Below are 13206 nucleotides of genomic sequence, written 5' to 3' on the forward strand. Positions count from 1 at the left end.
AGTCAAAATTAAAAGGCATGAGCCCGGTACAATACCGAATTCATGCCATACAGGTTGCATAAAAATATTTGTCTAACTTTAAGGGGTCACTTCAATTTACGGCACCCTGGTTTTTGTTTTTCTATTCAAGTCGGGTCAGGAATTTGTTTTTCTTCCCACGGCGCAGCACGACAAGTTCGTCAGATAGTTATGCATCTTGCCACTTAAAGACTCTGTGACTGTATAAAAGCAATCAAGTTGTCTCCTAATAAAAAAAGAACGGCATCTCTGCCGTTCTTTTTGATGGACTCTCAGGGACTCGAACCCTGGACCAATTGATTAAGAGTCAACTGCTCTACCAACTGAGCTAAGAGTCCATATGATGTTCTTGTATGGAGCCTAGGGGGATCGAACCCCTGACCTCATCGCTGCCAGCGATGCGCTCTCCCAGCTGAGCTAAGGCCCCAAATTATGAATGTAACAAGTTGTCCAACACTGCAATGCTCCGCAGGCGACTCCTATATCATATAAAATACAGCTTTTGCTGTCAACAACTTTTTCTTGAAGCTAAAGTGATTGGAGAAGAACAACCTTTTTACTGGAACACACAGATGGTAACCCCAGAATGCTCTTCCCCTTTTACCCGTTTCACTAATCCTCGTTGTTGTCTTTGGACAATAAAGATTTCAGTTCTTTCATGAACATATTGATGTCTTTGAATTGACGGTACACCGAAGCAAAGCGCACATAGGCTACTTCATCCACTGGAAACAGCTGTTCCATCAGCAGTTCGCCAATCTGACGGCTCTCTACTTCTGCATCGGCTGTATTTCGCAGAGACTTCTCTGCCTCAGATACCATCATTTCCAGTGTCTCCACAGAGACCGGACGTTTCTCACAAGCCCGAATCAGGCCACGGAGAATCTTGTCCCGGCTAAATTCCTCACGACTGCCATCTTTCTTGATGACGATCAGCGGTGTTTCTTCCACCATTTCAAAAGTTGTAAATCGACGGCTACATTGCTCACACTCACGACGACGACGAATCGATTTCGATTCATTGGCCGGCCTTGAATCAAGCACCTTTGTGCCCAGGTAGGCGCAATAAGGACATTTCAAATCAGATCACTTCCCACGTTTTACTTTTTACCAGAAATTGCCTGCATGTATTTAGTTATGAAAATCGTATTGCCGACACATAATACTTTTACCAACCGCGAGGAGGTGAACAGCAATGGCACAAAGCAATGGTAACTCCAACAACCTGGTGGTAACTAAAGCTTCCGCAGCTCTCGAACAACTGAAATATGAAGTTGCTCAAGAACTCGGAATCAGCATCCCACAAGACGGATACCAAGGTAACATGACTTCTTACGAGAACGGTTCGATCGGTGGATACATCACGAAGCGTCTGGTAACAATTGCAGAACAGCAATTGGCAGGTCAATACCAATAATATCTGCATCGTAATACGGTACACAGAGGAGCATGGAGCGGCCGGTGAACAACCGGCCTGCTCGGTGCTTCTACTTATTTTAGAGCATGAATCCAAAGTGTCTTAACTTAGAACGTATTATAGATCTTTACATATTGATTATAATAATAAATGACGCGTTGTACATAGTGCCGGGTTTCACCAAACGGAATATCTTTGACCGTCTCGAATGAACCGTCCCATACGCCATCCCTTAACCATGAGTTCACTTTACCTGGACCTGCATTGTAAGCAGCAATCATAGCCGCTTCATTCCCGTCAAATTGATCTGACAGATTACGTAGATACCAGGTGCCCAGCTGGATATTCCTTTCAGGCTCGTGCTTCAATTCTTCCAATGAGGTTCCCGGAATTTTGGCTTGCTCCATAATCCAGTTCGCGGTGTCAGGCATCAGCTGCATTAATCCGATGGCACCTCTCTTGGATTCCTTGCTTGTCTTAAAATTGGTCTCCACCTTGATGATGGAAGCTATGAGAAACGGATCAACCTCATAACTCTGAGACTGGGCCCGAATCTCTTCCTTATAATGAATCGGATAGAACCATGACATCCAATTGGTATTCAGGAACAGCACCAATACAAAAGACACAAACATCAACAACAGTACCCGTTTCTTACGCAGCAATCTCATATTAGGCCCTTACGATGCAAAAATGAAATGAGTTGCTGCTCCGTCTCTGACCACAAGCCGCTGTTATCGATAACCACGTCAGCACGCTGCTTCTTATCTTCAATATCCATCTGCACGTCTATACGGGCATCTGCCTGTTCTGCCGTCATTCCATCCCGGCTCATCAGTCGTTCTAGCTGCACTGACCTCGGAACGTAAACAACCATCACCTCTTCGAAGCCATCCTCCAGCCCTGACTCGTACAATAACGGAATATCCGATACGACCAGCTTGTCCGGATGTTCAAGCTCGTACAGAGCAGCGCGCTCGCGCATCTCCTTGCGGATCGCTGGATGTGTAATAGCCTCAAGTGCCTTACGTTCCTCTGGATTCTGAAAAACAATACTGCCAAGCTTTTTCCGATCCAGTGTTCCGTCCTCATTCAATATGGCTTGTCCGAACCGCTGAACAGCCGCAGCCAAAACGGGATGCCCGGGCAGCATTACTTCCCGGGCAATAACATCTGCATCAATGAGCAACGCTCCCTTACTGGCGAGAAAGGCGGACACGCTGCTTTTGCCTGTCGCGATCCCGCCGGTTAAGCCAATATTCATTATTTCACCTCACAACAACTTCATTATTCCCATAAACATTAATAAAAGCGCAGGTAACACAGATAATCTTCGCATCCACCGCAGAGCAGCAAAGCGCAACCCAACTTTCATGCCCAGTGACAGAAATGCCCCACTAAACAACGCAATAACTAATGCTGTCCACAAAGTCGGAAATCCCAATAATGCTGCCCCTAATCCTGCACCAAAAGCATCCAGAGAAAGGGCTATCCCCAGCCACATCGCTTCTTGGACGGATATACTGCCCGAGTTATCCATATCCGCCTTCGAGGGACTACGCAGGATCTGAATAACCACACCCAGCTTCCGCAGCTCAAGTGTAAAGACCATTCGTTCCAGAGATCCTCCAGAAGCAGATGGCTCAAGCTCCAGCGCGAGCACCTGATTCCTGCCCTTCGACTGAGCTTCTGGTGAGGCTTGCGTACTACTGCGGATTGTTCCTGCTCCTGCTCCTGCTCCTGCTCCTGCTCCTGTTCCCTCACCCACTCCATTGTCCGTTTCCAGCTGTTCCTTGCCCCGTTTTCGAATGAGTTGCAGCAACGACCATGCGCCAATACCGATCAGAATAACCGCTCCAACAATTGAAGCCACGTCCGGAGATACGACATGAGACAGAAGCACACCTACTTGCATCGATAATGCAATAACCAGACCCGAACAGATGGAAATGACGACAATGGATAACAGCGGAATTTTAGTTCTCCGCAGCCCATATGTAATCCCGACTCCAAAACCATCTAAACTAAGCGCCAAAGCAAGCGCCAGTAATGAAATAAAATGATGCAGCACCCCGGATTCCTCCCCTGTGCGGAACTCGTTCCAACTGGCGGCTGCCAGTATGGGTATACGCCCGCTTATTTCTGCCATATCAGTATATGGAGGGAGGAATCCAAGGGTGCTACAATTTGACGATTTCGTTCATGCTACCAAACCCATCAACGATTTAGAGCAGCGGTTGACAGTTTGGACAGTAATGCGTGCCCCTACCACCTACAACACTCTTCTCGATTAATGTGCCACACGTTGCACAAGGTTCAGACTTGCGTCCATATATTTTCAACTGATGCTGGAACATTCCCATCTCGCCCTGTCCATTGACATAGGACTTAATGGAGGAACCTCCTGCATTCACCGCATCCTGGAGCGTAACCACGATCGCTTCATGCAGCACGGTTAACTGGGCTTCGGTTAATGTCTTGGCAATGGTTTCTGGATGAATTCCAGCGCGGAACAAGGCCTCGTCCACATAAATATTCCCGATGCCGACCACATATGCCTGATTTAACAAGACGGCTTTAATTTTGGTCGTGCGTTTGCCAACAGCATCACGGAAGGCAGCTACAGTAAACGCAGGATCAAGCGGCTCCAGCCCCAGTTTTAACAAAGGTTTGGATACCAGTTCCTCCCCTGCATTGAAGAGATGCATTGTACCGAATTGACGGACATCCTTGTAACGTAATTCTGTACCATCGGTAAAGTGAAAGATAACATGGGTATGCTTCTCCACTTCCTCATGCTGTTGGTATACCCCGTACCTGCCTTCCATCCGCAGATGGGAGACAAGCACCAGCCCGTCCAGCAAAATACGCAAAAACTTGCCTCTGCGCTCCACACCGATCACGGTATGTCCCTTAAGTTCCATTGCAAATGCATCTATGTCGTCCGGCCGCTGAATAATCCGCGGCAAGCTAACGGTAACGGAGTCAATGGTCTTGCCAACAATAAGTTGATTCAATGTTCTTCTGACTGTTTCGACTTCCGGTAATTCCGGCATGATGTTCTCACCTCCCCTATATTATAACGGAAGATGGCGCTCAGCGGGACCCCTTCTTGTGTCGAAAACAGTTGAAAAATATTTTGTAAAATAACGGAAAACCCGCTTGGGATCTATTATTTAGCCTCGTACCAGTTTTCTCCGTAGCTGACTTCCGCTTTTAGCGGCACTGACAGCTCCAATGCTTTTTCCATCACCGAAGGAACCAGCTCTTTCATCAGTTCCATTTCATCCGCAGGCACTTCGAATACAAGCTCATCGTGCACCTGTAATAGCATGCGGCTCTTCAGCTTGCGTTCACGCAGTGCTTCATCCATCTGTACCATGGCAAGCTTGATGATATCTGCCGCAGTTCCCTGGATCGGTGTATTCATTGCTGTCCGTTCAGCAAAGGAACGCAGGTTAAAGTTGCTTGCATTGATTTCTGGCAGATAACGACGGCGTTCCAGCAACGTTTTGACATAACCATCCTGACGGGCTTCCTTCACAATATCATCCATATATCGACGCACACCCTGAAATACTTCAAAATATTGATCAATGAACTGTGCTGCCTCTTTCCGCGTGATGTGCAGGTTCTGAGACAAACCGTAGTCGCTGATCCCGTATACGATACCAAAGTTAACTGCCTTGGCAGAACGACGCATGTCTCCATCCACCTCTTCTGGCTTCACGCCAAACACATCTGAGGCCGTCTTCGTATGGATATCCATGTCCTGGACAAAAGCTTCCTTCAGCCGCTCATCATCTGAAATATGTGCAAGGACGCGCAGTTCAATCTGCGAATAGTCTGCTGCCAAAATGGACCACCCTGGTTCGGAAGGAACAAATACCTTTCTGATTTTACGGCCTTCCTCCATCCGAATCGGAATGTTCTGCAAGTTCGGGAACTGGCTGCTAAGACGTCCAGTAGCCGCAATCGTCTGACGGTAAAACGTATGCACCTTGCCATCCTTATCTGAAATCTCTTTGAGGAGTCCTTCTACATATGTGGACTGCAACTTGGCAAGTTGACGATATTGCAGAATATGTTTGACCACATCATTATATGGAGCCAGCTTCTCCAATACTTCGGCATCCGTAGAGTATCCTGTCTTTGTTTTCTTCACCACAGGCAAACCGAGTTTATCAAATAAAATCTCACCCAGCTGTTTCGGTGAATTCAGATTGAATTCCGTACCGGAAAGCTTGTAGATTTCCGCCATCAACCTGCTTATATTTTCTTCGAACTCACTACCCAAAGCCTTCAAATCTGCCGTATTAGCCTTAATCCCCTGTTTCTCCATATCTGCAAGAATACGTGACAATGGCATCTCCAGTTCATGGAAAAGTGCGTTCATCTCATTACTCTCCAGTGCCTGCTCTTGGAGTGGAATAATGGCTGCTACTGCCGCCGCTTTACGACATAGAAAATCGCCCAATATATTCGCCTCAGGCACTCTGTATTTTGCACCTTTGCCCATAACCGAATCATCCTCCACGAGGGAAGGCAGACCATACTTCGTGGTCAGGCCGCTAATCGTCTGATTCGATTCGGTTGGATCAAGCAAATAGGCAGCCAATTGCACATCAAAGGACGCTCCAGCAAACTCAATGCCATGCGCATGCAGTGCCAGATCAACACGATGTAGATCATAACCACGCTTGGGTTGATCTGCATTGCCGAGCCATTCTCGTACTGGGGCAGCTGCATCTGACTGGAGCAATTCGGAAGACAGGAATGTATAGGTTTCGGCTGAACCAACAGCAAGTCCAATGAGTTTCGCCTGATGCGGGTTATCACCATGTGTCTCCACATGCAGCACATCAATGGATTCGAGTGAACTGAACAGTTCACTAATCGTTTCTTCTGTTGCAATGGAGGATTCCACTACGGCCGCCGGAACGGCTTCCTGTTCAGAAACTACACTTGCACGGAATGACAGGCGCTCTAGCAAAGACTTGAATTCGAGCTTGGCCAAAGCCGGACCTGCCAGTTCCTCTTTTAAGCCAGCAAACTGCATATCTTCCCAAGTTTGTTCCAATGGAACTTCACGGTGGATCGTGGCAAGCTGCTTGCTCATACGTGCATCTTCGGCGTGAGCCTCAATTTTTTCTTTCATTTTGCCCTTTAGCTCACCTGTGCCGTTAAGAACTTCCTCAACCGAACCGAACTGGTGCAGCAGCTTCAGAGCCGTTTTCTCTCCAACACCAGGAATGCCCGGAATATTGTCGGACGCATCGCCCATCAGACCTTTGAGGTCAATGATTTGCAGCGGGGTCAGACCATAGCGCTCCTTGATCTGAGCGGGATCGTATAGCTCAATCTCGGTTACCCCTTTGCGCGTAAGCCCGATATGCACATGTTCAGAGGCAAGCTGCAGCATATCTTTGTCACCTGACACAACGAGAACCTGTCTTCCGGCTTCATCCGCACGTTTCGTTAATGTTCCGATAATATCATCCGCTTCAAACCCTGCAAGCTCAAACTGGGCAATCCCGAAGCCCTGAAGCAGCTCTTTCAGCAGCGGAAATTGTTCCGACAACTCCGGCGGTGTTTTCTCCCGACCACCCTTATACTCCTGGTAACCTTCGTGTCGGAACGTAACTTTGCCTGCATCAAATGCCACCATCACATGTGTCGGTTTATGCTCTTCCAGCAAGCGCAGCAGCATCGTGGTGAAGCCGTACACCGCATTGGTGTGTAAGCCTTTCGAGTTAGTTAGCGGTGGCATTGCAAAAAACGCCCTGTAAATAATGCTATTTCCATCTATAAGAATAAACTTGTCCATTCCAGCACCTCGCGTATCGTATGGTCAATCCTTCAATCACATCTACTCTCATGATACCATACACACCTGTTACAACAAAAAAAATAGTCATCTTTATAGGCCATAATCTGGCCTGCAAAAAAAAGGAACTCCCTCCGCGGATTGCCTGTTCACAGGCCGCCCGAGAGAAAGTCCCTTCATTTCGCTACGAATAATACCCCAATTCCACTAAAAACGGTTACCTATTGATTCAAATCAGGGCGTTTTCCTGTTACCAGATACACCGTGCTCTCACCAATGTTTGTTGCGTGGTCACCAATCCGTTCGATATAACGTCCTACCAACATCAAGAGCATCGCTTGGGAAGCCTTATTTGGATGGTCTGTCATAAACGAGTAGAGGTCACTGATCATATGACTGTACAATTGGTCAACCTGATCATCGGTCTGAGCCATTTTGTAGGCCAGATCCGTATTTTCTTTCAGGAAGGATTCAATGGATTCCTCAATCATGGACTTCACGATTTCCGCCATTCTTGGAATATCCACAAGCGGTTTAATGAGCTCCTGCCCATCCATACGAAGGGTCACTTTGGCCACATCCAGCGCAAGGTCACCCATACGCTCCAAGTCACTTGAGATTTTGAAGGCAACAATAATGCGTCGCAAATCCTTCGCTACCGGCTGTTGTGTAATGATGAGCTTGGAACCCAATTCCATAATCTTGTCTTCCAAGGCATTCAGATTCGCATCATTCTTGATGATGACCTGAGCTTTCTCGGCATCCATCGTCTGTAAACTTTCAATAGCACCATCCAACGCTGTGCCAACATGCTCACCCATTTGCCGAAGCAGTGTGCGCAGTTCCTCAAGCTCCTGATCAAATTCTCTTCTGCGAATCATAGATTCCATGTCCTCCTTATCCATCATCTCCGGACACGCCGGGATCGTTCGAACTCAGCTAGCTTATCCGAACCGTCCGGATATATAATCCTCGGTTCTGGAATCTTGCGGTGTGGAGAACAATGTTTCTGTATCCGCTGCCTCCACCACTTCTCCGTTCAGGAAAAATACCGTACGACCCGATACACGAGCAGCTTGGTGCATGTTGTGGGTTACCATTACAATTGTGTATTTGTGGTGCAATTCCTTGACCAGTTCCTCAATTTTGAGCGTTGAGATTGGATCAAGTGCAGACGTTGCTTCATCCATCAACAGTACGTCAGGCTGCACGGCCAGAGCACGTGCAATACAGAGGCGCTGTTGTTGTCCACCAGAGAGACTGAGTGCCGATTTTTTGAGCACATCCTTTACTTCATCCCACAGTGCAGCATGAACAAGACTCTGCTCAACCAAACGATCCAGTTCGGCTTTTTGCGTCACCCCATGAAGTCGTGGTCCGTAGGCCACGTTATCGTAGATCGATTTTGGAAAAGGGTTAGGCTGCTGAAATACCATTCCGACCCGCTTACGCAGCGTCTCTACTTCAATCTCATTGCTATAAATGTCGGAACCGTCCAACATAACTTGTCCTTCCACACGTACGCCTGGAATCATGTCATTCATCCGATTCAATGTACGAAGCAAGGTCGATTTACCACAGCCCGACGGACCGATAAACGCGGTAACTGTCTTCTCCGGCAGGTCCATCGATATATTTTTAAGCGCGTGATGCGTATCATAGTATAAATTAAGTCCTTCAATGTGAATGAGGTCCTTCATGGATGTTCACTTCTCCTTCGCGGCAGGGACAACCAGATTCCCTTACGTAGACCGATGCCAATGATTGAACTTGGCTCTCGGTCATCTATAATATCCTACCCTCTCATTGTAAAAACAGTATCACTTTCATGTTAACGGAATGTAAAAAGAGACATCTTTCACACCCATGACCCTCCTATCCGATCATTGCGTATGAATGATGCCTATCCTACCGTCATTTAGTCATCCGCCTGGACCATATCTTCCAGTCTCTCCCGAATGTGCTCGGCCAATTCTCCAGCCGTTTTGCCTTCCTTCGCGATATCCTCTGCAATATGGGACATGCCTGCCACAGCCGTGTTCAGCTGTTTGAATGCAGCCCCTCCTTCGTTTACATGAACGGAGCTGCTGTCAATCTCTGCCGCGCTTGCTCTCACCAGTTCTACAGTCTGTCTGGTCAATCCTCCGATATCATCCAGTAAAGAGGACATATTTCCCGCAACCTCACGGGTCTGCTTGGCTAGTGCACGAATCTCACCAGCAACGACCTGGAAACCCCGTCCGTACTCCCCCGCATGTGCCGCTTCGATGGAAGCATTCATAGCGAGTAACCCACTTTGGTCAGCCAATGAACGAATGGAACGTGCCATCCCGGAACCCATGTCGATAGAGCTCAGCATGTCATCAGCGTGTTTCTGCTGACCCTCCATATGCTGATATACACGGTTATAGGAAGCATCAACCTGACTGAGACTGCTCGCTCCCCGTTCGGACAACTGCATGATCTGAGACGCTTCTACCCCAGCCTTTTGAGCAGCTTGAACCAGTTTGGTGACGGAGTCGTTGATTCTCGTTATTTCCTGTCTGCTCTGTGTAATAATATGTACACGTTCTTCCGAAGCCACATGCTGCAGTTTACGGGAAAGGGACATAACATCCCTCATCGTCAACACACCCAGCAATCGGTCTTCTTCCGTAACGATCAAACAATCGTAGAAATGTTGCTCACTGCGTGCAAGAGCGATGTCAATAATCGCGGTCGCTTCTGCATGCACATCGACAATAACAGGAGAAGAGTCCGCTACGTGTACAACCGGCTTACGATAGAAAAGATCTGCCGCGAAGCGTCCATTCAACATTCGGTATAATGTCTCTCGCATCAACAAACCTAATGGCCGCATGTGATCATCACATAATACAATACACGGATATTCCTGATCCTGATTGAGCAGGCTTGCCGCTTCCCCGCAGGTAGTGTGAACGTCAACTACAGGTATTTGACGGCAATAGTCCCGTAATGAAATTACATTCTCTTTGGTGACCCCAATTTCATCTTCATCTTTTTGTTCTCCCGTGGGAGCTACAACTTGTTCCTGTTGCGTATTTATCATTTCTTCGGGCTGGTCGGGCTTCACTTCGAGCAACATGGGCATAAATGCGCAATCTCCTTTACGTATGAGCTCCGTCCTGAGGTGGAATATATAGGTATAAAGTATCACTCAGACAGCTTCATCCTACTCCCTATACGTAAAGGAAAATAATTGTTTATGTTAACGGAATGTAAAAAAAACTCCCCGATCATTGTTAACTTGAATGATGGGGAGTTTTTCTTTTTACAACCAATTTATAACCTACACCGCGAATCGAATCAATATGAACCGATTCCGGGTCCAGCTCCAACTTTTTCCGCAATGAACTGACATGAACGTCCACCGTGCGCTGTCCTCCGATATAATCGAAGCCCCAGACCGCATTCATCAGATCATCCCGTGTAAGCACAACACCCGGCTTCTTGGCCAGATAAAGCAGTACCTCGAACTCCTTGGGACGAAGACTGATGGATTGTCCACCCAGTGTCACTTCATACTTCAAAGGATAAATCTCAAGCTCTCCCAGAATAATACGGGAACCGTCTTTATCCTCTGGTTGCGGCAAATCTTCACCGTTCGAATAACGTCTTAACACTGCATCTACGCGAGCAAGCAATTCGGATACACCAAATGGCTTCGTAATATAATCATCGGCACCTGATTTTAAGCCTTGTACAACTTCGGCTTCACCGTTTTTGGCTGTGAGAATAATGACCGGTGTGCTAACACCCTGAATTCGTAACTTATTCAGAATATCCAGACCGTTCATTCCAGGAAGCATCAGATCCAGCAGAATCAGATCAAACTCCTGGGACAACGCCCGATCATAACCTGAAGATCCGTGATCCTCAGCAATAACATCATAGCCCTCTTGTGTCAGGTTATACGTAAGCAATCTTGATAATGTTGGTTCATCTTCAATAACGAGCAAACGCTGCGCCATGATACCCCTTCTCTCTTATAGGTTGTCTGTTGCCACAACACTTTCATTATCATAGCACCTAATTGTTAACTCTGTGTAAAACAGCTCATTCCTTTTACATTTCACTTCCATTGCACTAGATTTCTTCATCCTGAATTAATGGAAGGATAACACGAAACGTAGTCCCCATGCCAAGTTCGCTCTCTACAGACAGTTTGCCATGGTGCAATTCTACCAGATGTTTCACAATTGAAAGTCCAAGTCCGGTGCCTCCCGAATTACGGGATCTGCCCTTATCCACCCGATAGAAGCGTTCAAAAATCCGCGGCAAATCTTTCTTCGGAATACCAATTCCTGTGTCGGATACTGCAAATACAACTTCTTCTTCGTCCTCATTATATTCAACCGACACTTGTAATTTTACCCGTCCGCCCTCAGGCGTGTAATTAATGCCGTTGGATAACAGATTAATAAAGATCTGCTTCATTTTATCCTCATCAGCTTCAATATACAATTCTTCGGGAACATTCATCTCCAGGCGAATCTCTTTCTTCTCCGCCACCTTGGACAAGGTACCCAGGACCATCTCAAAGAACGAATGCACATGCACAGGTGAACATTGCAGGGGAGCCCGTTTGGACTCAATTTTGGATAACTCCAGAATATCTCCGATTAATCGATTCAGTCTGTCACCTTCATCATAGATAATCTGCAGGAATGAACGCTCCGTCTCTTTGTCCTGTACCCCGCCGCTAAGAAGCGTTTCGGCAAAACCTTTGACCGCAGCCACCGGCGTTTTGAGTTCATGAGATACATTCGCGACGAATTCACTGCGCATTGATTCCAGCCTGCGGATTGCTGTTACATCCTGCAGAAGGAAGAGCATCCCCCGATAAGCGCCGTCATCTTCGGACATCGGTACTCCATCAATGCGAATTAATTTTTCGACTGGATTGAACACACTTACTTCTTCATGCATCGGTTCTCGCAATGCAACACTCTCTTCAATCGTGCGTGTCAGCTCATAATGCCGCTTCAATTCAATATATGGTTTGCCAGTAACCCGCTCTGCCTGAATGCCGAGCATACGCTCCGCTTCCCGGTTAACCAGTGCAATGGATTGACCTGCATCAATCATAATAATGCCGCCCGTCATGTTGGCAAGCACACTTTGCAGCAGCGCTTCATTATCCCTGATCGTCTTCAGTTGCATCTGAAGGCTGTCTGCCATTCCGTTAATGGCAAGTCCCAGTTGACCGATCTCATCATTACGAGTTACATCCACTCTAGCATCATAATCCAGCTTGGTGATCCGGTGAGCCACCTTCGTAATATGCTCAATGGGCGATGTCAGTCCCCGCGCAACCCGGTAACTTACCAGAGCCACAATCAGGAACAGAAGGCCCAAGGTGAAGAACATCAAAATCCAGCCCTGCTGAAGACCCTGATCAACAGCTTCAAGACTCATGGATAGTCGAATGTAACCATCAAATTTCCCACTGGGTAACTCGATCATGTCGCTTTGATCCGAATTCACAGGAAGCGCCACATACAGCATGTCCTGCCCTAATGTTGCACTATAACGAATCGACTGACCATAATTTTGCCCAACCGCTTCTTTAATCTCCTGACGGTTCAAGTGGTTGTCCATTGAATTGGGATCGCTCTCCGAGTCGCCAATGACCGTTCCGTCTTTATTGATAAAAGTTACCCGTGAATCCGTCAGTCGATCCAGCTCAACCGCACGTTCTGAGTAATATTTCTGTGTCTCTGCATTTTTTGGATTGGTTGCATCATGGAACGGGAACGTTGCTTTTAGCAAGTTGATCTCACGCACCATCGTTTGCTCCAATGCATTAATGTGAGTAGTCTTAAAAACTCTGCCCATCGTATACCCCGCCACAATGACGGAAATACCGATCAGCACCATCATAATGATGGCAAGGCGAATTCGGAACGGTCTCATCTATCTC

At 47.2% G+C, this 13206-nt stretch carries 12 protein-coding genes and 2 tRNA genes; 1 reads left to right on the top strand and 13 read right to left on the bottom strand.

What is annotated here, in order from left to right; genetic code table 11:
• Positions 1-283 precede the first annotated feature (283 nt).
• From BUA17_RS13695 to nrdR, 3 genes are all read right to left on the bottom strand, one after another.
• Positions 284-356 (bottom strand) — tRNA-Lys (locus tag BUA17_RS13695).
• A 16-nt stretch (positions 357-372) separates the two neighbouring features.
• Positions 373-445, bottom strand: a tRNA-Ala gene (locus BUA17_RS13700).
• 185 nt (positions 446-630) lie between these two features.
• Entirely contained in the window at positions 631-1098 is a 468-nt protein-coding gene (gene nrdR / locus BUA17_RS13705) for a transcriptional regulator NrdR (protein WP_063568108.1), read from the bottom strand.
• A gap of 115 nt (positions 1099-1213) precedes the next feature.
• Here nrdR and BUA17_RS13710 point away from each other — a divergent pair, with 115 nt between their 5' ends.
• Positions 1214-1435, top strand: a complete 222-nt coding sequence (locus tag BUA17_RS13710) for an alpha/beta-type small acid-soluble spore protein (protein ID WP_053783555.1) — start codon at positions 1214-1216, stop codon at positions 1433-1435.
• A 107-nt stretch (positions 1436-1542) separates the two neighbouring features.
• Here the strand turns inward: BUA17_RS13710 and BUA17_RS13715 are convergent, their stop codons facing one another.
• The 10 genes from BUA17_RS13715 to BUA17_RS13760 form a co-directional block, all read right to left on the bottom strand.
• Positions 1543-2106, bottom strand: a complete 564-nt coding sequence (locus BUA17_RS13715) for a lytic transglycosylase domain-containing protein (protein WP_063568107.1) — start codon at positions 2104-2106, stop codon at positions 1543-1545.
• Complete coding sequence (gene coaE / locus BUA17_RS13720) at positions 2103-2699, bottom strand: dephospho-CoA kinase (protein ID WP_063568106.1); 597 nt, start codon at positions 2697-2699, stop codon at positions 2103-2105. Before coaE ends, BUA17_RS13715 begins: the two co-directional genes overlap by 4 nt.
• Before the next feature lie 9 nt (positions 2700-2708).
• Positions 2709-3506 carry a manganese efflux pump gene (locus BUA17_RS13725; RefSeq protein ID WP_072733974.1) on the bottom strand — a complete coding sequence of 266 codons (798 nt, stop codon included), beginning with the start codon at positions 3504-3506 and terminating at the stop codon, positions 2709-2711.
• Positions 3507-3660: 154 nt separating this feature from the next.
• Entirely contained in the window at positions 3661-4491 is an 831-nt protein-coding gene (gene mutM / locus BUA17_RS13730) for a DNA-formamidopyrimidine glycosylase (RefSeq protein WP_063568104.1), read from the bottom strand.
• A gap of 116 nt (positions 4492-4607) precedes the next feature.
• Entirely contained in the window at positions 4608-7262 is a 2655-nt protein-coding gene (gene polA, locus BUA17_RS13735) for a DNA polymerase I (protein WP_072733975.1), read from the bottom strand.
• A 221-nt stretch (positions 7263-7483) separates the two neighbouring features.
• Entirely contained in the window at positions 7484-8143 is a 660-nt protein-coding gene (gene phoU, locus BUA17_RS13740; protein ID WP_063568102.1) for a phosphate signaling complex protein PhoU, read from the bottom strand.
• 63 nt (positions 8144-8206) lie between these two features.
• On the bottom strand, positions 8207-8962 hold the full coding sequence (gene pstB / locus BUA17_RS13745) for a phosphate ABC transporter ATP-binding protein PstB (protein WP_063568101.1): 756 nt from the start codon (positions 8960-8962) through the stop codon (positions 8207-8209).
• A 218-nt stretch (positions 8963-9180) separates the two neighbouring features.
• Positions 9181-10374: a methyl-accepting chemotaxis protein gene (locus tag BUA17_RS13750; RefSeq protein WP_072733976.1), complete on the bottom strand. Its 1194-nt coding sequence runs from the start codon at positions 10372-10374 to the stop codon at positions 9181-9183.
• A 151-nt stretch (positions 10375-10525) separates the two neighbouring features.
• Entirely contained in the window at positions 10526-11254 is a 729-nt protein-coding gene (locus BUA17_RS13755; RefSeq protein WP_053783546.1) for a response regulator transcription factor, read from the bottom strand.
• Positions 11255-11369: 115 nt separating this feature from the next.
• The gene (locus tag BUA17_RS13760) at positions 11370-13199 is read right to left on the bottom strand and encodes a two-component system histidine kinase PnpS (RefSeq protein ID WP_072733977.1); all 1830 of its coding nucleotides are present in this window, start codon (positions 13197-13199) and stop codon (positions 11370-11372) included.
• Positions 13200-13206 lie beyond the last annotated feature (7 nt).

Origin of the sequence: Paenibacillus sp. ov031 (assembly GCF_900143165.1) — a bacterium.
GTDB classification, from domain to species: Bacteria; Bacillota; Bacilli; order Paenibacillales; family Paenibacillaceae; genus Paenibacillus; species Paenibacillus marchantiae.

Coding starts and splice junctions, on each gene's coding strand:
- phoU (WP_063568102.1), bottom strand. CDS start 8,143: ATGATTCGCAGAAGAGAATTTGATCAGGAGCTTGAGGAACTGCGCACA.
- BUA17_RS13760 (WP_072733977.1), bottom strand. CDS start 13,199: ATGAGACCGTTCCGAATTCGCCTTGCCATCATTATGATGGTGCTGATC.
- pstB (WP_063568101.1), bottom strand. CDS start 8,962: ATGAAGGACCTCATTCACATTGAAGGACTTAATTTATACTATGATACG.
- BUA17_RS13755 (WP_053783546.1), bottom strand. CDS start 11,254: ATGGCGCAGCGTTTGCTCGTTATTGAAGATGAACCAACATTATCAAGA.
- mutM (WP_063568104.1), bottom strand. CDS start 4,491: ATGCCGGAATTACCGGAAGTCGAAACAGTCAGAAGAACATTGAATCAA.
- BUA17_RS13710 (WP_053783555.1), top strand. CDS start 1,214: ATGGCACAAAGCAATGGTAACTCCAACAACCTGGTGGTAACTAAAGCT.
- coaE (WP_063568106.1), bottom strand. CDS start 2,699: ATGAATATTGGCTTAACCGGCGGGATCGCGACAGGCAAAAGCAGCGTG.
- polA (WP_072733975.1), bottom strand. CDS start 7,262: ATGGACAAGTTTATTCTTATAGATGGAAATAGCATTATTTACAGGGCG.
- BUA17_RS13715 (WP_063568107.1), bottom strand. CDS start 2,106: ATGAGATTGCTGCGTAAGAAACGGGTACTGTTGTTGATGTTTGTGTCT.
- BUA17_RS13750 (WP_072733976.1), bottom strand. CDS start 10,374: ATGCCCATGTTGCTCGAAGTGAAGCCCGACCAGCCCGAAGAAATGATA.